This window comes from Streptomyces sp. NPDC046308 (assembly GCF_055588065.1).
Genome location: NZ_JBVJFB010000011.1, coordinates 1 through 22,851 on the forward strand (window position 1 = coordinate 1; position 22,851 = coordinate 22,851).

General features: G+C 72.4%; 23 protein-coding genes and 1 pseudogene. 10 read left to right on the plus strand and 14 right to left on the minus strand.

Features of this window, described 5'->3' with window-relative positions:
* Nucleotides 1–375: 375 nt before the first annotated feature.
* The gene (locus ACZ6JT_RS32900; protein ID WP_469215525.1) at nt 376–1,020 is read right to left on the minus strand and encodes a DNA-3-methyladenine glycosylase; all 645 of its coding nucleotides are present in this window, start codon (nt 1,018–1,020) and stop codon (nt 376–378) included.
* A gap of 115 nt (nt 1,021–1,135) precedes the next feature.
* On the opposite strand from ACZ6JT_RS32900, the gene ACZ6JT_RS32905 reads away from it, so the two are divergent.
* The 3 genes from ACZ6JT_RS32905 to ACZ6JT_RS32915 all read left to right on the plus strand — a co-directional run bounded on the left by ACZ6JT_RS32905 (nt 1,136) and on the right by ACZ6JT_RS32915 (nt 3,167).
* Nucleotides 1,136–1,918: a sporulation protein gene (locus ACZ6JT_RS32905; protein ID WP_469215527.1), complete on the plus strand. Its 783-nt coding sequence runs from the start codon at nt 1,136–1,138 to the stop codon at nt 1,916–1,918.
* 62 nt (nt 1,919–1,980) lie between these two features.
* A complete protein-coding gene (locus tag ACZ6JT_RS32910; protein ID WP_469215529.1) occupies nt 1,981–2,514 on the plus strand; it encodes a YbhB/YbcL family Raf kinase inhibitor-like protein in 534 nt (177 codons plus the stop codon).
* 149 nt (nt 2,515–2,663) lie between these two features.
* Entirely contained in the window at nt 2,664–3,167 is a 504-nt protein-coding gene (locus tag ACZ6JT_RS32915) for an HNH endonuclease (RefSeq protein WP_469215531.1), read from the plus strand.
* 59 nt (nt 3,168–3,226) lie between these two features.
* Here ACZ6JT_RS32915 and ACZ6JT_RS32920 read toward each other — a convergent pair whose 3' ends face one another.
* The 4 genes from ACZ6JT_RS32920 to ACZ6JT_RS32935 all read right to left on the minus strand — a co-directional run bounded on the left by ACZ6JT_RS32920 (nt 3,227) and on the right by ACZ6JT_RS32935 (nt 6,439).
* A complete protein-coding gene (locus ACZ6JT_RS32920; protein ID WP_469215533.1) occupies nt 3,227–3,997 on the minus strand; it encodes a sulfite exporter TauE/SafE family protein in 771 nt (256 codons plus the stop codon).
* Nucleotides 3,998–4,086: 89 nt separating this feature from the next.
* A complete protein-coding gene (locus ACZ6JT_RS32925; RefSeq protein ID WP_469215534.1) occupies nt 4,087–5,073 on the minus strand; it encodes an SPFH domain-containing protein in 987 nt (328 codons plus the stop codon).
* A gap of 83 nt (nt 5,074–5,156) precedes the next feature.
* Nucleotides 5,157–5,585 (minus strand): NfeD family protein, encoded by a 429-nt coding sequence (locus ACZ6JT_RS32930; protein WP_469215535.1) that lies wholly within the window; start codon nt 5,583–5,585, stop codon nt 5,157–5,159.
* Between the two features lie 50 nt (nt 5,586–5,635).
* Nucleotides 5,636–6,439, minus strand: coding sequence for an ABC transporter ATP-binding protein (locus ACZ6JT_RS32935; protein ID WP_469215537.1), 804 nt, complete (start codon nt 6,437–6,439; stop codon nt 5,636–5,638).
* Between the two features lie 133 nt (nt 6,440–6,572).
* Between ACZ6JT_RS32935 and ACZ6JT_RS32940 the strand changes: the two genes are divergently transcribed.
* On the plus strand, nt 6,573–7,346 hold the full coding sequence (locus tag ACZ6JT_RS32940; protein WP_469215539.1) for a hypothetical protein: 774 nt from the start codon (nt 6,573–6,575) through the stop codon (nt 7,344–7,346).
* 410 nt (nt 7,347–7,756) lie between these two features.
* On the opposite strand, the gene ACZ6JT_RS32945 is transcribed toward ACZ6JT_RS32940, so the two are convergent.
* The 3 genes from ACZ6JT_RS32945 to ACZ6JT_RS32955 form a co-directional block, all read right to left on the minus strand.
* Nucleotides 7,757–8,002: a chaplin gene (locus tag ACZ6JT_RS32945; protein ID WP_469215804.1), complete on the minus strand. Its 246-nt coding sequence runs from the start codon at nt 8,000–8,002 to the stop codon at nt 7,757–7,759.
* A gap of 149 nt (nt 8,003–8,151) precedes the next feature.
* On the minus strand, nt 8,152–8,814 hold the full coding sequence (locus ACZ6JT_RS32950; protein WP_469215541.1) for a response regulator: 663 nt from the start codon (nt 8,812–8,814) through the stop codon (nt 8,152–8,154).
* Nucleotides 8,807–9,949 carry a GAF domain-containing sensor histidine kinase gene (locus tag ACZ6JT_RS32955; protein WP_469215806.1) on the minus strand — a complete coding sequence of 381 codons (1,143 nt, stop codon included), beginning with the start codon at nt 9,947–9,949 and terminating at the stop codon, nt 8,807–8,809. Before ACZ6JT_RS32955 ends, ACZ6JT_RS32950 begins: the two co-directional genes overlap by 8 nt.
* 198 nt (nt 9,950–10,147) lie before the next feature.
* On the opposite strand from ACZ6JT_RS32955, the pseudogene ACZ6JT_RS32960 reads away from it, so the two are divergent.
* The 3 genes and pseudogenes from ACZ6JT_RS32960 to ACZ6JT_RS32970 form a co-directional block, all read left to right on the plus strand.
* Nucleotides 10,148–10,843 (plus strand): annotated as a pseudogene (locus ACZ6JT_RS32960) (SDR family NAD(P)-dependent oxidoreductase); the annotation flags it as partial.
* A 170-nt stretch (nt 10,844–11,013) separates the two neighbouring features.
* On the plus strand, nt 11,014–12,171 hold the full coding sequence (locus tag ACZ6JT_RS32965) for an S-adenosylmethionine:tRNA ribosyltransferase-isomerase (RefSeq protein WP_469215543.1): 1,158 nt from the start codon (nt 11,014–11,016) through the stop codon (nt 12,169–12,171).
* 285 nt (nt 12,172–12,456) lie between these two features.
* Complete coding sequence (locus ACZ6JT_RS32970; RefSeq protein ID WP_385816219.1) at nt 12,457–13,149, plus strand: transglycosylase SLT domain-containing protein; 693 nt, start codon at nt 12,457–12,459, stop codon at nt 13,147–13,149.
* Nucleotides 13,150–13,260: 111 nt separating this feature from the next.
* Here ACZ6JT_RS32970 and ACZ6JT_RS32975 read toward each other — a convergent pair whose 3' ends face one another.
* A complete protein-coding gene (locus ACZ6JT_RS32975; RefSeq protein ID WP_469215546.1) occupies nt 13,261–15,780 on the minus strand; it encodes an ABC transporter ATP-binding protein/permease in 2,520 nt (839 codons plus the stop codon).
* Nucleotides 15,781–16,012: 232 nt separating this feature from the next.
* Here ACZ6JT_RS32975 and ACZ6JT_RS32980 point away from each other — a divergent pair, with 232 nt between their 5' ends.
* Both ACZ6JT_RS32980 and serB read left to right on the plus strand, forming a co-directional pair.
* Nucleotides 16,013–17,536, plus strand: coding sequence for a streptophobe family protein (locus ACZ6JT_RS32980; RefSeq protein WP_469215547.1), 1,524 nt, complete (start codon nt 16,013–16,015; stop codon nt 17,534–17,536).
* 141 nt (nt 17,537–17,677) lie between these two features.
* Nucleotides 17,678–18,877: a phosphoserine phosphatase SerB gene (gene serB / locus ACZ6JT_RS32985; protein WP_469215549.1), complete on the plus strand. Its 1,200-nt coding sequence runs from the start codon at nt 17,678–17,680 to the stop codon at nt 18,875–18,877.
* 88 nt (nt 18,878–18,965) lie between these two features.
* Here serB and ACZ6JT_RS32990 read toward each other — a convergent pair whose 3' ends face one another.
* The 4 genes from ACZ6JT_RS32990 to ACZ6JT_RS33005 all read right to left on the minus strand — a co-directional run bounded on the left by ACZ6JT_RS32990 (nt 18,966) and on the right by ACZ6JT_RS33005 (nt 21,410).
* Nucleotides 18,966–19,487 (minus strand): SixA phosphatase family protein, encoded by a 522-nt coding sequence (locus ACZ6JT_RS32990; RefSeq protein WP_469215551.1) that lies wholly within the window; start codon nt 19,485–19,487, stop codon nt 18,966–18,968.
* An 83-nt stretch (nt 19,488–19,570) separates the two neighbouring features.
* Nucleotides 19,571–19,708: a hypothetical protein gene (locus ACZ6JT_RS32995; protein WP_469215553.1), complete on the minus strand. Its 138-nt coding sequence runs from the start codon at nt 19,706–19,708 to the stop codon at nt 19,571–19,573.
* 248 nt (nt 19,709–19,956) lie between these two features.
* Complete coding sequence (locus tag ACZ6JT_RS33000) at nt 19,957–20,076, minus strand: SGM_5486 family transporter-associated protein (protein WP_469215555.1); 120 nt, start codon at nt 20,074–20,076, stop codon at nt 19,957–19,959.
* Between the two features lie 5 nt (nt 20,077–20,081).
* Entirely contained in the window at nt 20,082–21,410 is a 1,329-nt protein-coding gene (locus tag ACZ6JT_RS33005; RefSeq protein ID WP_469215557.1) for a CynX/NimT family MFS transporter, read from the minus strand.
* Between the two features lie 57 nt (nt 21,411–21,467).
* Here ACZ6JT_RS33005 and ACZ6JT_RS33010 point away from each other — a divergent pair, with 57 nt between their 5' ends.
* Nucleotides 21,468–22,172 carry a FadR/GntR family transcriptional regulator gene (locus tag ACZ6JT_RS33010; protein ID WP_469215559.1) on the plus strand — a complete coding sequence of 235 codons (705 nt, stop codon included), beginning with the start codon at nt 21,468–21,470 and terminating at the stop codon, nt 22,170–22,172.
* On the opposite strand, the gene ACZ6JT_RS33015 is transcribed toward ACZ6JT_RS33010, so the two are convergent.
* Nucleotides 22,153–22,584 carry a hypothetical protein gene (locus ACZ6JT_RS33015; RefSeq protein WP_469215561.1) on the minus strand — a complete coding sequence of 144 codons (432 nt, stop codon included), beginning with the start codon at nt 22,582–22,584 and terminating at the stop codon, nt 22,153–22,155. The genes ACZ6JT_RS33010 and ACZ6JT_RS33015 overlap by 20 nt on opposite strands.
* Nucleotides 22,585–22,851: the final 267 nt, after the last annotated feature.

Sequence of the window (22,851 nt, forward strand, 5' to 3'; positions counted from 1 at the left end):
TGAGTTCTCAAGGAACGGACGCTTCCTTTGTACTCACCCTCGCGGGCTTTCCTCCGGGCTTTCGTTCTGTGTTCTTGCTGTGTTCTTGCGTTTCCAACTCTACCAGATCATTTCCGCGCCCTGCTTCTCGAAAGTAGCAGTCGGTTTGGATTTGAATTCGGTGACCGTTGGGGGTCTTTGCCTTTCGGCGCTCCACCACGTTAGCGCTTATCCCTTGTCATTCATAATCGAGTGACCGGCGAAGGAATTCGGGGATGCCGAATAGGACCCCGCCAGGGGTAAGTCGTAGGTGTGGGTTGGCCGCCCCGGGGGTCTGCTGATGGCAGTGGCCCGTTCAAGCGGCTCGGACTACGTTAGGCGTGTGGCCGGGCCGAGTCAAGTTGAGCGGCGGCGGCGTGGCGCGTGGGCGCGGTACGGGCTCACCGTCGGGTCGTGGGTGATCCAGAACCGGTACGGATGGTCGGCGCCGGCTCCGCCGACTCCCGTGCGCGGGCCGCTGCTGACCAGGTCGGGCGAGGTGGGGGTCCCGGCGAGGAGGGACAAGGGGGAACCGGGGCCGGCGCACAGGTCGGTGCCGTCGAGGGAACGGTCCACCTCCAGCGCGGTGGCCAGACGGGCCGGGCCCTTGGCCAGTTCTCTCGGAGTTCTGGCTGAAAGTCGACGTTTGGCGGCGAGGTCGGCGCCCGTCGTGATCTCCCCGGCACGGATCAGGACCCCGCTCGCGTGGTCGGGTGGGCCGCACACCAGGTTGAGGCTGAACCACATGCCGTAGATGAAGTAGACGTACGCGTGTCCGGGCGGGCCGAACATCGACGCGTTGCGGGCGGTGCGGCCGCGGAAGGCGTGTGAGCCGGGGTCGGACTCCCCCTCGTACGCCTCCACCTCCGTGATGCGCAGTTCGATGGGGCCCTCCGGGGTACGGCGGACCAGGGTGCGGCCGAGGAGGTCCGGGGCCACGGTGAGGACCGGCCGGTCGAAGAAGGACCGGGGCAGGGGCGTACGGTCGGTGCGCGCGCTCATCCGGTCGAGCGTAGTGGAAGGCGCTCTCCTGCAACCGGGGCCTAAGGTTCCGCGTTGGTAAGGGGTGGGCGCGGCGCAGTCGCCAGTCCTTAGATCCGTATCAGGGAGTTTGAGCATGGGGTTCAGGAAGCTGTTCGCGAGCCTGGGTGCCGGTGGTGCCTCGGTGGACACGATCATCACCGAGCCGAACGTCGTGCCGGGCGGCATCGTCCAAGGCGAGGTCCGGATCCAGGGTGGATCCGTGGAGCAGCAGATCGAGGGGCTGTCCGTCGGGCTGCAGGCGCGGGTCGAGGTCGAGGGTGGTGACCAGGAGTACAAGCAGGACGTGGTCTTCACGAAGCAGCGTCTCGGCGGTGCCTTCCAGGTGGAGGCCGGAGCGCTGCACGTGGTGCCGTTCGGGCTGGAGATCCCCTGGGAGACGCCGATCACCCACTTCGGGGGTCAGCACCTGCACGGGATGAACATCGGGGTGAGCACCGAGCTGGAGATCGCGCGCGCGGTGGACGCGGGTGACCTCGACCCGATCAACGTGCACCCGGTGCCCGCGCAGCAGGCGATCCTCGACGCCTTCCGTCAGCTCGGCTTCTCCTTCCGCAGCGCGGACATGGAGCGCGGTCACATCCGCGGGACGCGGCAGTCGCTGCCCTTCTACCAGGAGATCGAGTTCCTGCCGCCGTCGCAGTACCGCGGGCTGAACCAGGTCGAGCTGACCTTCGTCTCCGACGGTCGGGAGATGGACGTCGTCCTGGAGATGGACAAGAAGCCGGGTCTGTTCAGCGAGGGCAGCGACACGTACCGCTGCTTCCAGGTGGGTCTGCACTCCTACCAGGACACCGACTGGGCGGCTTATCTGAACCAGTGGATCGCCGGCGTCGGTTCGCAGCGCAACTGGTTCTAGGCTCGGAGCCGCGTCCGTGAGCGGACGCGGATCCGATGTCTCCCCCTCCCGGAGGTTCAGCAGTGTCAGACCAGAGCAGGGCGCCCCTTCCGCACGACTTCCACCCCGCGGTGCCGTCCTTCACGGTGACCAGCGAGGACGTCACCGACGGAGCCGATCTGCACGCGGCCCAGGTCCTCACGGGCAAGAACATCTCGCCGCACCTGCGGTGGGAGGGCTTTCCAGAGGGGACGAAGAGCTTCGCCGTGACCTGCTTCGACCCGGACGCGCCCACGGGCAGCGGGTTCTGGCACTGGGTGCTCTTCGATCTGCCGGTGTCGGTGACGGAGTTGCCGGCCGGGGCGGGCAGCGGGGACTTCCCGGGGCTGCCGGAGGGGGCCGTGCACGCGCGGAACGACTACGGCACGCGGGACTTCGGCGGGGCGGCTCCGCCGCGCGGGGAGCGGCACCGCTACGTGTTCACCGTGTACGCGGTGGACCGGGAGCAGCTCGGTACGGACGAGGACTCGTCCCCGGCGAGCGTCGGTTTCCATCTGCGGTTCCACGCGCTGGGGCGGGCCCAGCTGATCGGTGAGTACGAGTCGCCCGCCCGCTGATCGTTCTCCGAGCGTTTGCCCGGTCCTGGTCTAAAGAAGGCCAGGACCGGGCATTTTTATTGCGTTGTCCCGCGTGGCGCGCGCGGCCAGAGTGGTTGCGGGCCCTGCCGCCGGAGTGGTCGCGGGCCTGCACACGGGAGGTGGGCGAGATGCGGGACACGCTGGTGCTGAATGCGAGCTTCGAGCCGCTGTCGACGGTGACCCTGAACCGGGCTGTCGTCCTGGTTCTGCAGGACAAGGCCGTCGTCGAACAGTCGCATCCCGAACTGCGCGTGCGCGCGGCCACCATGGATCTTCCGATGCCCCGGGTGATCAGGCTCTGCAGGTACGTCCGGGTGCCCTTCCGAAGACACGCTCCCTGGTCACGGAGGGGGGTGCTGGTCCGGGACGAGCACCGTTGCGCGTACTGCGGGAAACGCGCGACGACCGTGGACCACGTGCTGCCGCGGGCACAGGGGGGTGGGGACACCTGGCTGAACACGGTGGCGTCCTGCGCCGAGGACAACCACCGCAAGGCGGCCCGGACTCCGGAGGAGGCGGGGATGCCGCTCCTCCGGAAGCCCTTCGTGCCGTCTCCGGCGGACGCGATGCTGCTGGCTCTGGGGGTGGGCGCGCGGGAGGCGCTGCCGGAGTGGCTGGAGCGCTCCGCCTAGTCGGATACCCGCTCGCCCGGTAGTCGCGCGCGCTGGGCGACGTAGCTTTCCTACGTCGCTCAGCGGAGCATCAGCTGGACGATGGCGAGGACGCCGACCGTCACGATGACCGCGCGCAGGATGGTCGGCGAGAGCTTGCGGCCGACCTTGGCGCCGATCTGGCCGCCGATGGTGGAGCCGACGGCGATGAGGAGGACGGCCGTCCAGTCGAAGTCGGCGACGAAGAGGAAGACGACGGCGGCGACGCCGTTGACGAGGGCGGCGAGGACGTTCTTGACGGCGTTGATCCGTTGCAGGTCGTCGCGGAGCAGCAGGCCCATCAGGCCGAGGTAGAGCACGCCCTGGGCGGCTCCGAAGTAGCCTCCGTACGCGCTGGAGAGCAGCATGCCGCCGAGCAGGACCGGGCCGCCGTCGGGGTGGCCCGTGTCGCCTCCGGCTGCTTCCTGACGTCGGCGCAGGGCGGCGGCGAGGCGGGGCTGGAGGACGACGAGCACGAGGGCGAGTCCGATCAGGACGGGCACGATCGTGTCGAAGGAGTCCGACGGCAGGGTGAGGAGCAGGACCGCGCCCGCGAGGCCGCCGACGAGGGACACGGCGCCGAGCCGCACGATGCGGGCGCGCTGGCCCTGGAGTTCCTTGCGGTAGCCGATGGCTCCGCTGATCGAACCGGGCACCAGACCCAGGGTGTTGGACACGTTGGCGGTGACCGGTGGCAGGCCGGTGGCGAGCAGCACCGGAAAGGTGATCAGGGTGCCGGAGCCGACGATGGTGTTGATCGTGCCCGCGCCGATGCCGGCGGCGAGGACCGCGAGTGATTCCCAGATGGACATGGACTGTGCCATCCCCTTTGCATGAGTGAGTCGCCTCCCCGCCCTGAAGGTCGAGGGGCCTCACCGATCATGCAGGAAGGGGTGGCGGCTCAGTCGATGGGGGGCTGTTCGCGGCGGTCCGCGGCGTCCTTGTCCCGTGCGGCCGGGATGCCGCCGCCGTCCTTGCCGGTGTTCCCCGGGTTGAAGCCGGAACCGCCGCCCATGGGGCCGAAGTTGCCCATGGCGCCGGAGAGGCCCTTGAGGGCGTCGCCGATCTCGCTCGGCACGATCCAGAGCTTGTTGGCATCGCCTTCGGCGATCTTCGGGAGCATCTGGAGGTACTGGTAGGCGAGGAGCTTCTGGTCGGCGTCGCCGGCGTGGATGGACTCGAACACCGTGCGGATGGCCTGGGCCTCGCCCTCGGCGCGCAGCGCGGCGGCCTTGGCGTCACCCTCGGCGCGGAGGATGGAGGACTGCTTCTCACCCTCGGCGCGCAGGATCTCGGACTGCCGGACACCCTCGGCCTGGAGGATCGCGGCGCGCTTGTCGCGGTCGGCGCGCATCTGCTTCTCCATCGAGTCCTGGATGGAGGTCGGCGGCTCGATGGCCTTGAGCTCGACGCGGTTGACGCGGATGCCCCACTTGCCGGTGGCCTCGTCGAGGACCCCGCGCAGGGCCGCGTTGATCTCCTCGCGGGAGGTGAGGGTCCGCTCCAGGTCCATGCCGCCGATGATGTTGCGCAGCGTGGTGACGGTGAGCTGCTCGATGGCCTGGATGTAGCTGGCGACTTCGTACGTCGCGGCCCGGGCGTCGGTCACCTGGTAGTAGATGACGGTGTCGATGTTGACGACCAGGTTGTCCTGCGTGATGACCGGCTGCGGCGGGAAGGGGACGACCTGTTCGCGGAGGTCGATGCGGTTGCGGATCGAGTCGATGAACGGGACGACGATGTTGAGGCCCGCGTTGAGGGTGCGGGTGTAGCGGCCGAACCGCTCGACGATGGCGGCGCTGGCCTGCGGGATCACCTGGATCGTCTTGACCAGTGCGATGAAGACCAGAACCACCAGAATGATCAGGACGATGATGATCGATGACATGCGCTTCCCGTGCCCTTCCGGCTGTCTGTGCTGCCCCGTTGAGGGGAGTCTCGCAGACCCGGGGGCCGCGAGCAGGATGCTTGTCACATGACGACGGCGGTCGCCCCGTCGATCTCCACCACGTCGACCGACTGGCCCGGCTCGAAGCTGGTGTCCGCGTCGAGGGTGCGCGCGGACCAGATCTCGCCGGCGAGCTTGATGCGGCCGTCGCGGCCGTCGACCCGTTCGAGGACGACGGCGGTTCTGCCCTTCAACGCGTCGATGCCGCTGCGGTGTTGGGGGCGCTGGTCGCGGTGCCGGTTCGCGATGGGCCGTACGACGGCGACGAGCGCGACCGACACGATCACGAAGACCAGGACCTGTGCCACCACTCCCCCGCCGAGGGCCGCCGTGACGGCGGCCGCCACGGCGCCGACGGCGAACATGCCGAACTCCGGCATCGCCGTCAGGACCAGGGGGATGCCCAGTCCGACCGCGCCGATGAGCCACCACACCCATGCGTCGATGTCCACATGGTCATGGTAGGTCCGGCGGGCACGGTCCGGACAGGGTGCGGGTGCCGTTACTGACCGAGGGGAAGGCCCTGAGCGGTCCAGCGGTCGCTCCCGTTGCGCTCGACGACCAGGGGGAGGCCGAAGCAGCGGGAGAGGTTGCGGGACGTCAGTTCTAGGTCGATCGGGCCCGCGGTGACGACCTTGCCCTGACGGATCATCAGGACGTGGGTGAAGCCGGGGGCGATCTCCTCGACGTGGTGCGTGACCATGACCATGGAGGGGGCGAGCGGGTCACGGGCGAGCCGGCCGAGGCGGCGTACGAGGTCCTCGCGGCCACCGAGGTCCAGGCCGGCGGCGGGCTCGTCGAGGAGCAGCAGCTCGGGGTCGGTCATCAGGGCGCGGGCGATCAGCGTGCGCTTGCGCTCGCCCTCGGAGAGGGTGCCGAACTTCCGGTCGAGGTACTCCGTCATGCCGAGGCGGTCGAGGAAGGCGCGGGCGCGCTGCTCGTCGATCTCCTCGTACTCCTCCTGCCAGGTCGCCGTCATGCCGTAGGCGGCGGTGAGGACGGTCTCCAGGACGGTCTGCCGCTTGGGCAGCTTGTCGGCCATCGCGATGCCGGCGACACCGATGCGGGGGCGCAGCTCGAACACGTCGGTGCCGGGCTTGCCGAGGGTGCCGCCGAGGATGGTGGCGGTTCCCTTGGTGGGGAAGAGGTAGCTGGAGGCGAGGTTCAGCAGAGTGGTCTTGCCGGCACCGTTGGGGCCGAGGATCACCCAGCGTTCCCCCTCCTTCACCGACCAGGAGACCTGGTCCACCAGAGCCCGGCCCTCGCGGACCACGGATACGTCCACCAGCTCCAGAACATCGCTCATGAGCGTGTTGTCACCCCTTGCAGTCACGGTTCTCTGTGCGCCGGTAGACGCAGCCCCAGGGGAAAACCTACGCCACTCGGAGAGGGGTCCGGGGCCGGGGCCCGGTGCCGGGTCCGATCCGTAAAGTGGGGGGATGCTTTTCGAACCACGTTCAGGGCGGCTGGCCGCCTGGGGGAACGCTCTGCTGGCCGGTCTGGTCTCGCCCGACGAGGCCGCGATGTCGATCGTGGGCGAGGACGCCGGGCACCGGGTGGTGGGGCTGCCGGGTGAGACGGGCCCCGTGGGGCTCACCCTGGCGCTCGGGCGGCTGCGGGCCCTGGGGGTGACGGGGCTGCGGGTGGCGCTGCCGGCGCCGGGGCATCCGCTGGGGCTGAGCGGGCCGCCGGAGTTCAACGCGCGGGCGCTGGAGGCCGAGGAGGCCGTGGTGTGTGCGGGGGCCGCGCTGGGGCTCGTGCCCGAGGTCGCCGAGGTGGGGCCGGAGGGGGACGTGCACGTGTCGGTGACCTGGCACTGCCTGCCGGTGCGGGAGGCACCGCCGGCGGACGTGCCGTCGCTGAGCGAGGCGGAGCGGGAGCTGGCGGAGGCGCTGCGCGAGGCGACGGTGGCGCTGACCCGGCTGGACGTGGCCGGTTCGGGGCCGGTGGCGGAGGCGGCGCTGTCGGCGTACCGGGCGCGGGCGGAGGCGGGCCGGGAGGCGCTGGCGCCGGGGTATCCGGCGCGGGCGGTGCGGGTGCTGGCGCTCGCGCAGCGGGTGGACCTGATGGTGTCGCTGGCGTACGAGAACGGGCACGGCGGTGCGGTGGCCGCCTCGGAGATGGCGGCGCGGGCGGAGGCGTTGCGGCCGGTGGAGCGGGTGGCTCGGCGGGCGCTGGTGGCGGCGTACAACTCGGCCGTCGAGGGGGGCTAGCCCGAGCCGGCCGCCCCGGGGCTCCGCCCGGACCCGCGCCTCCCACGCCGGCGAGGCCGGAAAGACCGGGGCTCGAACGCCGGAGGGGCTGGATGTGCCGGGCAGAGCGGGCCCGAGCCGCCGACGGACGGAGTCCGGCGCAGCGGCCCGAAGCCTGCGAAGCAGTGCGAGGGACGCGTCGGGAGCCGAGCGGGCCCGAGCCGCCGACGGACGGAGTCCGGCGCAGCGGCCCGAAGCCTGCGAAGCAGTGCGAGGGACGCGTCAGGAACGGATGCGCGGCGGCCCCGCTTCCCGGGGAGAGGGGGGAAGCGGGGCCGTGGTGCGTGCGCGCTGCTACGCGGACCCGGGCCGGCCGGCGGACGGAGTCCGGGGCAGCGGCCCGAAGCCTGCGGAGCAGGGCGAGGGGCGCGTCAGGAATTGACTCCGGTGTTGCCGAAGGCGCCGTTGAGCAGGCCGATCACGTTGACCGTGTTGCCGACCACGTTCACGGGGACGTGGACGGGGACCTGGAGCAGGTTCCCGGAGGCCACGCCGGGCGAGTTCAGGGCCTCGCCCTCCGCCGACGCACCGCCGTGCGCCGAGGAGACACCGGCGCCGGCGGCCAGGAGGCCGCCCGCGATCATGGTGACGGCTGCGGCCTTCTTGAAGTTCTTCACGTTCTCGTCCTCCAGTACGTCTGCCGCGACCAGCCGCCGCGGCACGTCATGGAGAACGGGCGCGCCGTCCGTCGGGATACGCCATGTGGGCGACATACACCCGACCGTATGAATCTCAGTCCGGAACGAGACGGTCCGATTTACATCGCTTATTCGTCGAGTCCGTGCCTGACCGCCCACAATGCGGCCTGAGTCCGATCGGAAAGGTCCAACTTCATCAGGATGTTCGAGACGTGCGTCTTGACGGTCTTCTCCGACAGCACCAGCGCCCGGGCGATCTCGCGGTTCGAGCGGCCGTCCGCGATCAGGCCGAGCACCTCGCGCTCGCGGTCGGTCAGCGAGCCGGGCCGGCCCGCCGACGGGCTCTGGTCGTCCTGGGAGAGCAGGGCCTCCGCCACCTCCGGCTGGAGCAGCACGTGGCCCGCGTGGACTGAGCGGATGGCTCCGGCCAGGGCGTCCGGGTCGATGTCCTTGTAGACGTATCCCGCGGCGCCGGCCCGCAGCGCGGGGACCACGGTCCGCTGCTCCGTAAAACTGGTGACGATCAGCACCCGCGCCGGGTTCGCCAGCTCGCGCAGCCTGCGCAGCGCCTCGATCCCGTCGGTGCCCGGCATCTTGATGTCCATGAGGATCACGTCGGGCCGCAGCTCCTCGGCACGGGCGATGCCCTCCTCGCCGTCCGATGCCTCGCCGACCACCTCGATGTCCTCCTGGACCTCCAGGAAGGTGCGCAGGCCGCGCCGGACCACCTGGTGGTCGTCGACCAGCAGTACGCGCACGCGGCTGCCGCCGCGGCCGGGGTTCTCAGCCACCGGGTACCTCCATCTCGATCGTCGTGCCCTGACCGGGCTCCGAGTGCACGGTGAGCCGGCCTCCGACGCCGTCCGCGCGGTCCCGCATGGAGACCAGGCCAAGGTGGCGGCCCGCCCGGCGGACGAACCGGGGGTCGAAGCCCTTGCCGGAGTCGACGACCTTGAGGACCGCGCCGCCGGCGGGCGTCCGGGTGAGGGCGACCTCGACGCGGTCGGCGCCCGAGTGGCGCAGGGCGTTGTGGAGGGCCTCCTGGGCCACGCGCAGGACCGCTTCCTCCTGGGTCGCGGGCAGGGCCCGTACGCCGTCACACGTGAAGGTGACGTGCGCGGTGTGGGCGCGGTCGAGTACGTGGACGTGCGTGCGCAGGGTGGCGACCAGTCCGTCCTCGTCCAGTGCGGCGGGGCGGAGCTCGGTCACGGCGGCCCGCAGTTCGTCGGCGGCCTCCGCGGCGAGGGCGGCCACCTGCTGGAGCTCGTCCTTGGCACGGGCCGGGTCGCGGTCGACGAGGGCGGCGGCGGCCTGGGCGGTGAGGCGCAGCGAGAAGAGCTTCTGGCTGACGGCGTCGTGCAGCTCGTGGGCGAGCCGGGAGCGCTCCTCGGCGATGGTGAGCTCGCGGCTGCGTTCGTAGAGGCGGGCATTGGTGAGGGCGATGGCCGCGTGCTGGGCGAGGAGGGAGAGGAGCTCCTGGTCCTCGTCGGTGAAGCCGCCCGGGCCGCCCGTGCTCCGCTTGTTCGCGAGGAAGATCGCGGCGAGGGTCTCCTCGCCGTCCCGGACGGGCATGCCGAGGAAGTCGGACATGTCGGGATGGGCGGCGGGCCAGCCCTCGAAGCGCGGGTCACGGCGTACGTCGTCCAGCCGCTGGGGGGCGTCCTCGTGGAGCATCGCGGCGAGGATGCCGTGCTGGCGGGGCAGCGGGCCGATGCGGCGCCACTGCTCCGCGGTGATGCCGTCCACGACGAACTGGGCGAAGCCGCCGTGGTCGTCCGGGACGCCCAGGGCCGCGTACTCGGCGTCCAGGAGCTCGCGGGCCGAGACCACGATCGTGCGCAGGACGTCGCGGACCTCCAGGCGGCGGCTCATCGCGAGCAGTGCGGTGCTCACGGCGGCCAGGCCGCTGCGGGGTCCGCCCTGCAGGGGGCTTGCGGTCATGGCCTCACCGTACCCGTGGGCCTGACCTGCGGGATCGGACCGGGGCATCCCCCGGTGGGCGTAGGTCGAAGGGACCGGTACGGGTGGGGCCCGCGGCCGACGCGGCGCCGGTCGGGGCCTTCCTAGGTTGGGGGCATCCGCCGATCGGAACGCCGGTCGGAACGCGAGGGCGAGGGAGCTGTCATGTCGGTGGCGATCGTGACGGGGGCGTCCAGGGGGCTGGGCCGGGCGCTGGCCGGGGAGCTGGCGGCGCGGGGTTGGGACCTGGTGCTGAGTGCGCGGGGGGCGGCGGCGCTGGAGGACACGGCGGCGCGGGCCCGGGCCTCGGGGGTACGGGTGGTGCCGGTGGCCGGGGACGTGTCCTCGGGGGCGCACCGGGCGGCGCTGGTGGCGGCGGCGCGGGAGCTGGGCGGGCTGGACCTGCTGGTGAACAACGCGGGTGTGCTGGGGGCGGAGCCGCTGGTGCCGCTGGCGGTCCACCCGCTGGACGGGCTGCGCGAGGCCTTCGAGGTCAATGTGGTGGGGGCGCTGGGGCTGGTCCAGGAGGGGCTGCCGCTGCTGCGGGCCGCGGAGGCCGGGGCGGTGCTGAACATCAGCTCGGACGCGGCGGTGGTGGCGTACGCGACGTGGGGGGCGTACGGGGCGTCCAAGGCGGCGGGGGACCTGCTGTCGGGCGTGCTGGCGGTGGAGGAGCCGGGGCTGCGGGTGTGGTGGGCGGACCCTGGCTCGATGCGGACGCGGATGATGGCGGCGGCCGAGCCCGGGGAGGACCTGGCGGGGCTGCCGACCCCGGGGGAGGTGGCGCCGGCGTTGCTGCGGCTGGTGGCGGAGGCGCTGCCGAGCGGACGGTACACGGCGGAGCACCTGGCGACGGGCCGGACGCCGGAGGGCGCGGGGAGGGACGGCGGGCCGGCCGCGGAGCCCGGCGGCACGGCGGGTGCCCTGGCGGGAGGCGCGGGGGACGGCACGGCGGACCGCGCGGCGGACGGCACGGCGGGGGGTCCGGGGCTGGGCGCGGCGGGTGTCGTGGGGCACGCGGGGGGCCTGCGGTGAGCGGGCGTGCGGCGGCTCACGAGAAGGGACTGTATATACCGGACATTCCGCCGGAGCTGCTGGCGCGGGTTCCGGCCGAGCAGCGGGGGCCGGGGCTCGGCCGGGACGCGGTGCGGCTGCTGGTGTCCGGGGGCGGTGAGGAGGTGTCGCTGCGCGCCTTCCGGGAGCTGCCGGACCTGCTGCGAGCCGGGGACGTGCTCGTGGTGAACACGTCGACGACGCTGGCGGCCGCCATGGACGCCCGGCTCGGCGCCGAGGACCTGGTGGTGCACTTCTCGACCCGGGGCGACGACGGCCGCTGGGCGGTGGAGCTGCGCGGCCCGGCGGGCGGGGGGACGACCCGCCCGCACGCCGGCGGCCCCGCGGGGGCGGTGGTGGAGCTGCCGGGCGGCTTGGCGCTCGTCATGGAGGAGCCGCTCGCCGCGGGGGCGGACCGGCTGTGGTGGGCGCGTCCCGTGCCGGCGGGGCGCGGGGCGGCGGCTCCACCGGGGGCGGCGGCCGCGGACGTACCGGCGCTGCTGCGGGCGTACGGGCGGCCGATCCGCTACGCCTACACGGAGCGGGACCAGCCGCTGTCCGTCTACCAGACGGTGTTCGCGGTGCCCGCGGCCGACGGCTCGGGTTCGGCGGAGATGCCGAGTGCGGGGCGGCCCTTCACGGCGGACCTGGTGGCGCGGCTGGTGAGCCGGGGCGTGCAGTTCGCGCCGCTGACCCTGCACACCGGGGTGGCCTCGCAGGAGGCGCACGAGCCGCCGTACCCGGAGCGGTACGAGGTGCCGGCGACCACGGCGTGGCTGGTGAACGCCGCGAGGGCCAGCGGGGGGCGGGTGATCGCGGTGGGCACCACGGCGGTACGGGCCCTGGAGTCGGCCGCGGATGACCACGGGGTGGTGCGCCCGGCCGGCGGGTGGACCGATCTGGTTGTGACACCGGATCGGGGGGTACGAGCGGTGGACGGGCTGCTGACCGGGCTGCACGAGCCGGAGGCGTCCCACCTCCTGATGCTGGAGGCGGTCGCGGGACCGGCCGCCGTACGGCTCGGGTATGCCGAGGCGGTGGCCCGGTTCTGCCTTTGGCACGAGTTCGGGGACGTCCATCTGCTACTCAAGGATGAGAACCGTGACGGATTGAATTGCTTCAGCAACGCACGGTGAAACCGTTACGTGCCCGATGTGAGCCCGCACATAGGACGCACATCACTTACGAAGCTGCCTAGTGGACGGGTAAAGGCCCTGTCAGCGCGGGCGGGCGTAGCGCCGGGGCCCAAAGGGCGGCCTCGGCGCCCGCCCCTGATCCACTAAGCCGGATCGTACGTCACACCTTTGCCACAGGTTTTTGCCGCCGCTAAGAATTGCCCTCGTCGCACAGCGCCGCGACGGATCCCCGGATCCTCGTGGCGCTTTCCTGCGGCTCCCGCGATTCGAAGAGGTTGCCCCGCCATGTCTGCTTCCAGCACTCCCGGTCACAGTCGTCTGACGAAGGCACACAAGCTGTCCATTGCCGGCGTCGCCACGTTCAGCGCCGCCGCGCTCGCCTTCTCCCTCGTCCCGGCCGACGCCGCCGAGGCCGAGACGGTGGTCTCCGCCGCTCCCGTCGCCTGGGCCCAGGCCGTGAACGGGACGCAGACGAAGGCAATGCACGGCCACCTCTCCGCGCAGCAGGTCATCGCCGACGCCAACGCCAAGGCCGCCGCCGCCAAGGCGAAGGCCAAGGCCGACGCCGACGCCAAGGCCAAGGCCGAGGCCGCCGCGAAGAAGGCCCGCGAGGACAAGGCCGCCGCCAGCCGGTCCGCCGCCCGCACCCCGGTCTTCGCGAACAACCTGGACGGCTGGATCAAGGAAGCCCTCTTCATCATGAAGAAGGAGGGCATCCCGGGCACCTACGCCGGAATCCACAAGAACATCATGCGCGAGTCCAGCGGTAACCCGATGGCGATCAACAACTGGGACATCAACGCCCAGAACGGCATCCCCAGCAAGGGTCTGCTCCAGGTCATCTACCCGACCTTCAAGGCGTACCACGTCAAGGGCACCAAGTTCGACCAGTACGACCCGGTCGCCAACATCGTCGCCGCCTGCAACTACGCGGCCGACCGCTACGGCTCGATGGACAACGTCAACAGCGCCTACTAGGCCGCCGGCGGCACCCGCAGCTCCCCCACGCGCCTCAGGGCGGCACCCGGACTTTCCGGATGCCGCCCTGAGGCGTTTCGTACGGGCCCCGCGTACGGGACCTGGCGCGGACTACTTGCCCGCGCGCATGACCTCGGGCTCGTGGCGGCGCAGCAGGCGCTGCACCAGGAAGCCGCAGGCGATGCCGAGGAGCAGCAGAACGGTGATGTTCAGGCTCCACTGGCCGACCGTGGCGTCCCAGAGCGGGTCGGTGTTGGTCGGGTTGTCGCGGTCCCACGGCGGCATGAGCTTGCCGAGGTTCAGCGTGGTGCCGGCGGCGGCGACGGCCCAGCGGGACGGCATCAGCCAGGCGAACTGCTCCAGGCCCGGGGAGTCGTAGACCTGGAAGAGGATGCCGGTGAAGACGACCTGGACGATCGCGAACATGACCAGCAGCGGCATGGTCTTCTCGGCGGTCTTCACCAGCGAGGAGATCACGAGGCCGAACATCATCGAGGTGAAGCCGAGCGCGATGACCGACAGGCAGAGCTCGACGGCCGGGGGCATCAGCAGGCCCTCGGTGGGCAGGTCGCGCGGGAAGAAGCCGATCCCGCAGATGATCACGCCCTGGATGGCCGTGATGACGCCGAGGACGATCACCTTCGACATGAGGTACGCCGACCGGGACAGGCCCGTCGCGCGCTCGCGCTCGTAGATGACGCGTTCCTTGATCAGCTCTCGGACCGAGTTGGCCGCGCCCGAGAAGCACATGCCGACCGCGAGGATCAGCATGATCGTGCCGGCGTCGCCGTTGAACTGGGACGGCGGCGTCGGCGGGGCGAGGCCGAAGGTCGCGGGGATGACCGTGGAGACCACGCCGAGGACGGCGGGCAGGATCAGCATCAGGCCGATGAAGCCCTTGTCGGAGGCGATCACCGAGACGTAGCGGCGGATCAGCGTCCACAGCTGCGAGCCCCAGCCCTGCGGCTTGGGCGGCATCATCTGCTGCGGCGTGGGCATCGCGACGGACTGCGGGGCGACCGCGTCGATGTCGGCGGCGTACAGCTGGTAGTGCTGCGAGCCCTTCCAGCGGCCGGCCCAGTCGTAGTCGCGGTAGTTCTCGAAGGCCGAGAAGACGTCCGCCCACGTGGTGTAGCCGAAGAAGTTCAGCGCCTCGTCCGGCGGGCCGAAGTACGCGACCGAACCGCCGGGGGCCATGACCAGCAGCTTGTCGCAGATGGCCAGCTCGGCGACCGAGTGGGTGACGACGAGGACCGTGCGGCCGTCGTCGGCGAGGCCGCGCAGCAGCTGCATGACGTCGCGGTCCATGCCCGGGTCGAGGCCGGAGGTCGGCTCGTCCAGGAAGATCAGCGAGGGCTTGGTGAGCAGCTCCAGGGCCACGGACACGCGCTTGCGCTGACCACCGGAGAGCGCGGTGATCTTCTTGTCCTTGTGGATGTCGAGCTTGAGCTCGCGCAGCACCTCGTCGATGCGGGCGGCGCGCTCGGACTCGGCGGTGTCGCCGGGGAAGCGGAGCTTGGCCGCGTACTTGAGCGCGGTGCTGACCTTCAGCTCCTTGTGCAGGATGTCGTCCTGCGGGACCAGGCCGATGCGCTGGCGGAGCTCCGCGAACTGCTTGTACAGGTTGCGGTTGTCGTAGAGGACGTCGCCCTGGTCGGCGGGCCGGTACCCGGTCAGCGCCTTGAGCAGGGTGGACTTGCCGGAGCCGGAGGGGCCGATGACACCGATCAGCGACTTCTCCGGGACACCGAAGGTGACGTCCTTGAGGATCTGCTTGCCGCCGTCGACGGTGACCGTGAGGTGGCGGGCCGAGAAGGAGACCTCGCCGGTGTCGACGAACTCCTCGAGGCGGTCGCCGACGATCCGGAACGTCGAGTGGCCGACGCCGACGATGTCGTTCGGGCCGAGCAGCGCGGTGCCGGACTTCGCCAGCGCCTGGCCGTTGACGTAGGTGCCGTTGTGGCTGCCGAGGTCGTGGATCTCGAACCGGCCGCCGGGCATCGAGCGGAACTCGGCGTGGTGGCGCGAGACCTGGAGGTCGGAGACCACCAGCTCGTTCTCCAGCGCACGGCCGATGCGCATGACGTGGCCCAGCGAGAGCTGGTGGAACGTCGTCGGACTGCGGTCGCCGTAGGCCGGTGCCCCGCCCTGCGCCGGGCGGGGCGCGGCGGCGCCGCCCTGCTGGTGCGGCAGGTGTGCCTGCGGCTGCTGTTGGTACTGCGCCTGCTGCTGTTCCCAGGCCTGCTGCTGCGGGGCCTGGTACGCCGGGGCCTGAGGCTGGGCGTACGCCTGGGCCTGCTGCGCCGGCGCCTGCTGGGCCACGGCCGGCTGCGGCGCGGCGGCGGCGCTCAGGTTCAGCCGCGGGCCGTCGGTCGCGTTGCCGAGGTGGACCGGCGTGCCGGGGACGAGCTGGGTCTGCTGGACCCGCGCCCCGTGCACGTAGGTGCCGTTGGTGCTGCCGTGGTCCTCGATGCCCCAACTCTGGCCGTTCCAGGCGATGGTGGCATGCCGCCACGACACCCGCGCGTCGTCGATCACCACGTCTCCCTGGGGGTCGCGCCCCAGCGAGTACGACCTGGACGGATCGAGCGTCCAGGTCCTTCCATTCAATTCCAGTACGAGTTCCGGCACTCCAGCCCCACTTAAGTCCCCCGAGAATCCCCCATGACGTCAGGGAGTCTAGGGATGGCGAACATCCGGGGGAACTATTTCAGGCCCGCAGCCGTATGTGGAATCCGGGCCTTGCCGGGGCGTCTACGCCTGCCCGTTGACGGGGTCGAAAGTCACCCGGAGAGTGAGATACGGGACTTCTCGCCCGGGGGTCCCCTCGCGTACCGCTCGGTAGGCATCGGGGGTTCACCGCATGCGCCGCATTCGTTGGGGAGACGTGCTCGTGTCCGCGGTCGCCGCCGTGGGCTGGTCCCTGATCGTGATGGCGGGGGTGGCCGCGCTGGGGCTGCGCCTGCTGGGCGCGGACGCCGCGGGAGGGTCCCTCGGGGCGATGACGGCAGCCGTGGTGGTCCTCGCGGTCGGCGGCACCGTGACCCCCTCGGGTGACGTGTCGGCCTTCGGGGCCGTGGGGGCGGGCGCCGAAACCTCCCTGGACGTCATGCCCTTGGGGGTGACCCTGGTCGGGGCCCTGGTCCTCGGCCGCGTGTTCGCGCGCTCGCTCCGGGCCGGGGCCGGACCCGGTGAGACGGCCGCCCGCGTCCTCGTGCTCACGGCGCTGTTCGTCGCGACGGCGGGCGGGCTGGCGTGGGCCGGGCACGACGTGGTCACCCTCGACGGGACGGAGCTGCCGAGGATCCCGGCGAGGGTGGAGGTCCCCGGGATCGGGGACATCGGCGGGCTGCTCCCGGACCGCGTCGGGGACCTGATCGAGACGCGGACCCGGGTCGGGTTCTCGGTGGAGACGTGGCCGACGCTGCTGGGCGCGGGCGCCTGGGCGCTCGCCGTACTGGCGGTGGCCCTGCTGGTCTCGCGGCGCGGGCCGGCCGCGCTGGCCCGGATCCGCCCGGCCGCCTCGGCGGTGCTGACGGTGCTGCTGGTCGCGGTGGCGGCCGGGCTGGCCGCGGCGGTGTGGGCGGCGCTGGGCGATGCCCGTCCGGGGCGGGTGGTGGGGGCCGCGCTGCTGGGGGCGCCGAACGGGAGCTGGCTGGGCGTGCTGCTGGGGCTGTTCGTTCCGGTGCGCGGCCGGGCCGAGGGGCAGGCGGCGCGGCTGCTGCCCGATCCCCTCGACGATCTGCTGGCGGTGTCCGCGCGGGAGCCGGTGACGGTGGCGCGCCTCGCGGAGTACGACGGGCGGGTCTGGTTGCTGGTCGCGGGGGCGGGGCTGCTGCTGCTCTGCGCGGGCGTGCTGGCGGCCGTACGGACTCCCGGGCGCGGGCCCGGACGCGGGGTGCTCGGGTGTGCGGTGCGGATGTCGGCGGTGACGGCGGTGGCTCTGGCGGGGCTCGTGTGGCTGACGGGCCTCTCGGCGGACGCCTCGCTGGCGGTGGTGGGGGTGGACGCGGTGGATGCGGGGGTGGAGCTGCGGGGGTCCGTGCCGCTCGCCCTCCTGCTGGGTGCGGTGTGGGGGGCGGTGGCGGGGGTGGTGGGCGCGCTGCCGGCCCCTCGGCGGGGCGCGGCCGCTCCGGCGCCGGTCCGGGGGTGGCCCGACCCCGAGGCGCCGACGGCCGCGTATCCCGGGGCCGTGCCGTTCGGCGGGCCGGTGCGGGGCGTGCGGCCCGGGGTGGGCGGGGAGGCGGACGGCTCGTGGGACGTGACGGTGACCGGCGTCCCGCGGTGGTCGCCCAGGCCGCCGCGGCCGCCGCGGCGGGAGCCCTTCACCCCGCCTCCCCCGCCGGGAGCGCCGCCCCCGCCGAAGCCTCCGGCGCCGCCGCGGTGAGGTGGGGCCGGGTCGCCGCCCGGTCGGTCCGGCCCCGCCGGCGTGTGAGGCGCGGGGTGCGGGGCGCAGGCCCGGCGCGATCGTTCAAGACGTGGGACGGGGGTCCTGGGCGGGGGGTGGGGAAGATACGGTGAGGGCACCATGAGCGCATCGCAGACCTCCGACGTCCCCACCCTCCTCGTCAAGATCTTCGGCAAGGACCGTCCCGGGATCACCGCCGGGCTGTTCGACACCCTCGCCGCCTACTCCGTCGACGTCGTCGACATCGAGCAGGTCGTCACCCGTGGCCGCATCGTCCTGTGCGCCCTCGTCACCAAGCCCGCCGGCGGAGCCGAAGGCGACCTGCGGGCCACCGTCCACAGCTGGGCCGAGTCCCTCAAGATGCAGGCCGAGATCCTCTCCGGTACCGGTGACAACCGGCCGCGCGGCAGCGGCCGCTCCCACGTCACCGTGCTCGGGCACCCGCTCACCGCCGAGTCCACCGCCGCCATCGCCGCCCGGATCACCGCGACCGGCGGCAACATCGACCGTATCTTCCGTCTCGCGAAGTACCCGGTGACGGCGGTGGAGTTCGCCGTCTCCGGCGTCGAGACCGAGCCCCTGCGCACCGCCCTGGCCACCGCCTCCGCGCACATCGGCGTGGACGTGGCCGTGGTCTCGGCCGGGCTGCACCGCCGGGCCCAGCGCCTCGTCGTCATGGACGTGGACTCGACCCTGATCCAGGACGAGGTCATCGAGCTGTTCGCCGCGCACGCCGGGTGCGAGGCCGAGGTCGCCGAGGTCACCGAGCGGGCCATGCGCGGCGAGCTGGACTTCGAGCAGTCGCTGCACGCCCGGGTGGCGCTGCTGGCGGGTCTGGACGCCTCCGTCGTGGACAAGGTCCGCGCCGAGGTGCAGCTGACGCCGGGCGCGCGGACCCTGATCCGTACGCTCAAGCGGCTCGGCTACCAGGTGGGCGTGGTCTCCGGCGGGTTCACGCAGGTCACGGACGACCTGCGGGAGCGGCTGGGGCTGGACTTCGCTTCCGCCAACACGCTGGAGATCGTCGACGGGAAGCTGACGGGCAGGGTCACCGGCGAGATCGTGGACCGGGCGGGCAAGGCCCGGCTGCTGCGCCGCTTCGCCGCGGAGGCCGACGTACCGCTGTCGCAGACGGTGGCGATCGGTGACGGGGCCAACGACCTGGACATGCTGAACGCGGCCGGGCTGGGCGTGGCCTTCAACGCGAAGCCGGTGGTCCGCGAGGCCGCGCACGCGGCGGTGAACGTGCCCTTCCTGGACGCGGTGCTGTACCTGCTCGGGATCACCCGTGAGGAGATCGAGGCCGCCGACCTGGCCTGACCGTCGGGACACGAACGGGATGCGAACGGGCCCCGGCGGCCGCTCGGCTGCCGGGGCCCGTTCGCGCGTACGCGGCCGGTCGGGCCGGTCAGTGTCCCTTGGGGGTCCAGTAGTCGAGCAGGGTGCCCACCCCGTGCTCCACGGACTTCCACGATCCGGTGAAGGAGACGACGGCGAGGGCCGCGGTCGGGAATCCCGTACGGGTCATCCGCGCCAGGGTGTCTCCCTCCGCGCGCCCCGAGAGGGCGTCGGCGAGGGCGTGCATGCCGGGGTTGTGGCCGATGAGGAGGAGGTCGGACACCTCGTCGGAGGTCTCGTTCAGCAGGGCGATGAGCTCGCCCAGCGAGGCGTCGTAGAGCCTCTCCTCATAGTGGGTCTTCGGCCGGTGCGGCATCTCCTGGACGGCGAGCTTCCAGGTCTCTCTGGTGCGGGCCGCGGTGGAGCAGAGGGCCAGGTCGAAGGCGATGCCGGTCTCGGCGAGCTTCAGACCGACGGCCGGCGCGTCCTTGCGGCCGCGCTCCGCCAGGGGACGGTCGTGGTCGGACACCTCGGGCCAGTCGGCCTTGGCGTGCCGGAGGAGGGCGATCCTGCGGGGTGTGTCGGCGCTCATGACTCCCAGCTTCGCATGAAACGAGCCACGGGGCGCAGGGCGTTGGGGGGGCTCACCCCCGTGGGGGTGGGGCGCTCGGGAGGTCAGCCGACGGCGCGCAGGAGCTGCTCGGCGACCTGGACCAGGGAGGAGACCTCGCCGGTGGCCGCGTGGGCCTCGCCGGAGCCGGCGAGGAGCATCAGCAGGAGGCCGAAGGCGAGGGCGGGCAGGGCAGCGCCCACCAGTGCAGGCGGGTGCTCGCGCCGGCTCCGGCGCGGGCCCTGGGGGCGGCGGACGGGAGGGACCGGGTGTGCGTGGGGGCCGACATGGCCGCCTCCGTGGGTGTGCGGACGGGACTGGCTCGCTGTTGACGAATCTATGGATCCGCTGCGGCCGTTCCCATCCGGGGCACACCCCACTGCACCCTGAGCCTGACCCCCTAGGGGTGGTGGGGTTGTCCCCACCCCCCACGGGGGGGGTTCGGTCGTCGTCAGGGGGACGCGAGGGTCGCGATCACGGAGATGACCACGGTGATGGCGAGGATCGCGCCGAGGACGAGGCCGAGCTTCTTGCGGCCGTCCTGCGGGTTCGGTTCAAGTACGGGCGACATGTCGGTCAGTCTCGCATGCCGCATTCGTCCTCGATCGTGCGGTCCCTGCCCGCCAGGACGCCGAGCGCGATCTGCGGGACGAGCAGGCCCGCCATCAGGGCGAGCGGCAGGTCCCAGCCGCCGCTGTGCTGGTAGAGGGCGCCGATGAGGAGGGGGCCGGGGATGGAGATGAGGTAGCCGGTGCTCTGGGCGAAGGCGGAGAGCCTGACCACGCCGGCCGGGGACTTGGCGCGCAGCCCGATGAGGGTGATGACGAGGGGGAAGGCGCAGTTGGAGATGCCGAGCAGGAGCGCCCAGGCCCAGGCGCCGGCGGCGGGGGCGAAGTAGAGCCCGAGGTAACCGGTGAGGCCGAAGACGCCGAGGACGGCGGCGATGGCGCCCTGGTTCCTCATCCGGCCGGCGAGGCCCGGGATGACGAAGGCGAGGGGGACGCCCATGACCATGGTGACGGCGAGGAGCACGCCGGCGGTGGAGGCGGAGACCCCGGCGTCGCGGAAGATCTGCGGGAGCCAGCCCATGGTGATGTACGCGCCGGTGGCCTGGAGGCCGAAGTAGCAGGCGAGCGCCCAGGCGGTGCGGCTGCGGACGACCCGCGGGCCCGCGTCGGCCCGTACGGCGCCGCCCGCGTCGGCGGCGGCCGCGGCCTGGGCCCGGTCGGCGCTCCGGGCGGCGCGGGTGAGGGGCAGCCACAGCAGTACGGCGACGACGGCGAGGGAGGCCCACACGAGCAGGCCGGTGCGCCAGCTGCCGCCGAGGGCGGCGGTCAGCGGGACGGTCGCGGCGGCGGCGAGCGAGGTGCCGGCGGCCAGGGCCATGGAGTAGAGGCCGGTCATGGTGCCGACCCGGTCCGGGAAGTAGCGCTTGACGATCACCGGGAGCAGGACGTTGGTGAGGGCTATGCCGGCCAGGGACAGGGAGCTGGCGGCCAGGAAGCCCGCGGCCCCGTTCGTGAAGGGGCGGATCAGCAGGCCGGTGGCGACGGCGGCCATGCCGGCGCAGACGACGGCGGCCGGGCCGAAGCGGCGGGAGAGCCGGGGCGCGGTGACGCCGAAGACGGCGAAGCAGAGAGCCGGGACGGAGGTGATCAGTCCGGCGACGGTGCCGCTCATGCCGAGGCCCGTGCGGGTCTCCTCGAAGAGGGCGCCGAGGCTGGTGATGGCGGGCCGCAGGTTGAGGGCGGCCAGCACGATTCCGACGATGAGCACCGGGCCGAGCCAGGCCGGCTGCGAGGTCGCGTGCGGGGTGGCGGCGGCCGCGCGGTCTGCCGCGGCCCGCCGCGCGGGCCGGTGGCTCCCGGTGGGCCGGTCGAGGGTCTGGACTTCTTCGTCGAACATCCCCCCATCATAGAATCATGGGATGATTGGTTGTGCAGTCGCTCTTGAGAGGAACCCATGCCGCTGACCTCGCCCCGGCGCTCCGTTCTGGTCGATCAGGTGATCGCGCAGCTGCGGAACCAGATCACCTCCGGCGAGTGGCCGGTCGGCGCCCGCATCCCGACCGAGCCGGAGCTCGTCGAGCTGCTCGGCGTCGCGCGCAACACGGTGCGCGAGGCCGTGCGGGCGCTGGCGCACAACGGCCTCCTGGACATCCGGCAGGGCTCGGGCACGTACGTGATCGCCACCAGCGAGCTGGCCGGCGTCATGCACCGCCGGTTCGCGGGCGCCGAGCCGCGGCACATCGCGGAGCTGCGTTCGACGCTGGAGTCCTCGGCGGCCCGGCTGGCGGCGGAGCGGCGCACCGAGCGGGACCTCGTACAGCTGGACGCCCTGCTGGCGCGCCGCGAGGAGGCCTGGGCGGGCGGGGACGCGGAGGTCTTCGTGGCCGCGGACGTGAGCCTGCACATGGCGGTGGTGACGGCCTCGCACAACGACGTGCTGATCGAGCTGTACGCGGACCTCGGCGACCTGGTGGCGGACTGGCTGCGGGCGGACGTGGGCACCGAGCTGCACCCGTCGGCCCACCTGGACCACGCCCGGCTGATCGAGGCGATCCGGCGGGGCGACGGGGACGCGGCGGCCTCGGAGGCGGCGGGTTACCCCTTCGCCTGCCTCGGCAAGAACACGGACGCGGACCCGCTCACGCCCGCTGGTGGGTGACCCAGGCCGAGCGGACCTCTTTCCAGCAGCGCCCGGTGAGCTCCACCCGGCCGGCGGGTCCGACGGCGACGGCGGCGCCGTCGCCGTCCACGTCCCACCAGCGGTCACATTCGACGTGCAGCCGCAGCAGGTCGGTCTCCGGGTAGGCGTTGTGGCAGTTCGCCGTCACCTGCGAGCCCTCGATCGTCGTGTCGCAGTCGGCTCCGAAGAGTTCCCGCCCGGCGGGGCGGGAGGGCTGGGCGGGGGGTTCGGCGGGGATCTCGGCGAGCTCCACGACGGCGGGGGCCACCGCTTCGGGGCCGGGTGCCGATTCCTCTCCCATGGGCTCCGCGGCGGCTCCGGGGACCAGGAGTCCGGTCAGGATCACCGAGGTGACCAGCATCGATACCGTTCGGCTCGGCCTCGCTCGCACTCCTACCCTCCTCCCCGCAGGAGCCGGGAAGATCCCGGCCTGGCCAGTTTGCAGGCATCTGTCCCGGTTTTCGACTCGGGAAGATCCGGTCGACCGGTGGACATACGAGCGAGCGGCGACGGCGGGAGCCCGGGAAACGGCGGCGGCAGGCACGGAAAACGGCGGCGGGGGGGGGGGGGGGGGGGGGGGGGGGGGGGGGGGGGGGGGGGGGGGGGGGGGGGGGGGGGGGGGGGGGGGGTGGAGAGAGGGTCGATAGATGGTTCTTTG

Excerpts from the sequence above, each read along its gene's own strand:
- ACZ6JT_RS32940 (WP_469215539.1), top strand. The coding sequence starts at position 6,573 with ATGCTTTTCGAACCACGTTCAGGGCGGCTGGCCGCCTGGGGGAACGCT.
- ACZ6JT_RS33000 (WP_469215555.1), bottom strand. The coding sequence starts at position 20,076 with ATGTCGCCCGTACTTGAACCGAACCCGCAGGACGGCCGCAAGAAGCTC.
- ACZ6JT_RS32920 (WP_469215533.1), bottom strand. The coding sequence starts at position 3,997 with ATGTCCATCTGGGAATCACTCGCGGTCCTCGCCGCCGGCATCGGCGCG.
- serB (WP_469215549.1), top strand. The coding sequence starts at position 17,678 with ATGAGCGCATCGCAGACCTCCGACGTCCCCACCCTCCTCGTCAAGATC.
- ACZ6JT_RS33010 (WP_469215559.1), top strand. The coding sequence starts at position 21,468 with ATGCCGCTGACCTCGCCCCGGCGCTCCGTTCTGGTCGATCAGGTGATC.
- ACZ6JT_RS32915 (WP_469215531.1), top strand. The coding sequence starts at position 2,664 with ATGCGGGACACGCTGGTGCTGAATGCGAGCTTCGAGCCGCTGTCGACG.
- ACZ6JT_RS32935 (WP_469215537.1), bottom strand. The coding sequence starts at position 6,439 with ATGAGCGATGTTCTGGAGCTGGTGGACGTATCCGTGGTCCGCGAGGGC.
- ACZ6JT_RS32980 (WP_469215547.1), top strand. The coding sequence starts at position 16,013 with ATGCGCCGCATTCGTTGGGGAGACGTGCTCGTGTCCGCGGTCGCCGCC.
- ACZ6JT_RS32900 (WP_469215525.1), bottom strand. The coding sequence starts at position 1,020 with ATGAGCGCGCGCACCGACCGTACGCCCCTGCCCCGGTCCTTCTTCGAC.
- ACZ6JT_RS32970 (WP_385816219.1), top strand. The coding sequence starts at position 12,457 with ATGTCTGCTTCCAGCACTCCCGGTCACAGTCGTCTGACGAAGGCACAC.
- ACZ6JT_RS32990 (WP_469215551.1), bottom strand. The coding sequence starts at position 19,487 with ATGAGCGCCGACACACCCCGCAGGATCGCCCTCCTCCGGCACGCCAAG.
- ACZ6JT_RS33005 (WP_469215557.1), bottom strand. The coding sequence starts at position 21,410 with ATGTTCGACGAAGAAGTCCAGACCCTCGACCGGCCCACCGGGAGCCAC.
- ACZ6JT_RS32925 (WP_469215534.1), bottom strand. The coding sequence starts at position 5,073 with ATGTCATCGATCATCATCGTCCTGATCATTCTGGTGGTTCTGGTCTTC.
- ACZ6JT_RS32905 (WP_469215527.1), top strand. The coding sequence starts at position 1,136 with ATGGGGTTCAGGAAGCTGTTCGCGAGCCTGGGTGCCGGTGGTGCCTCG.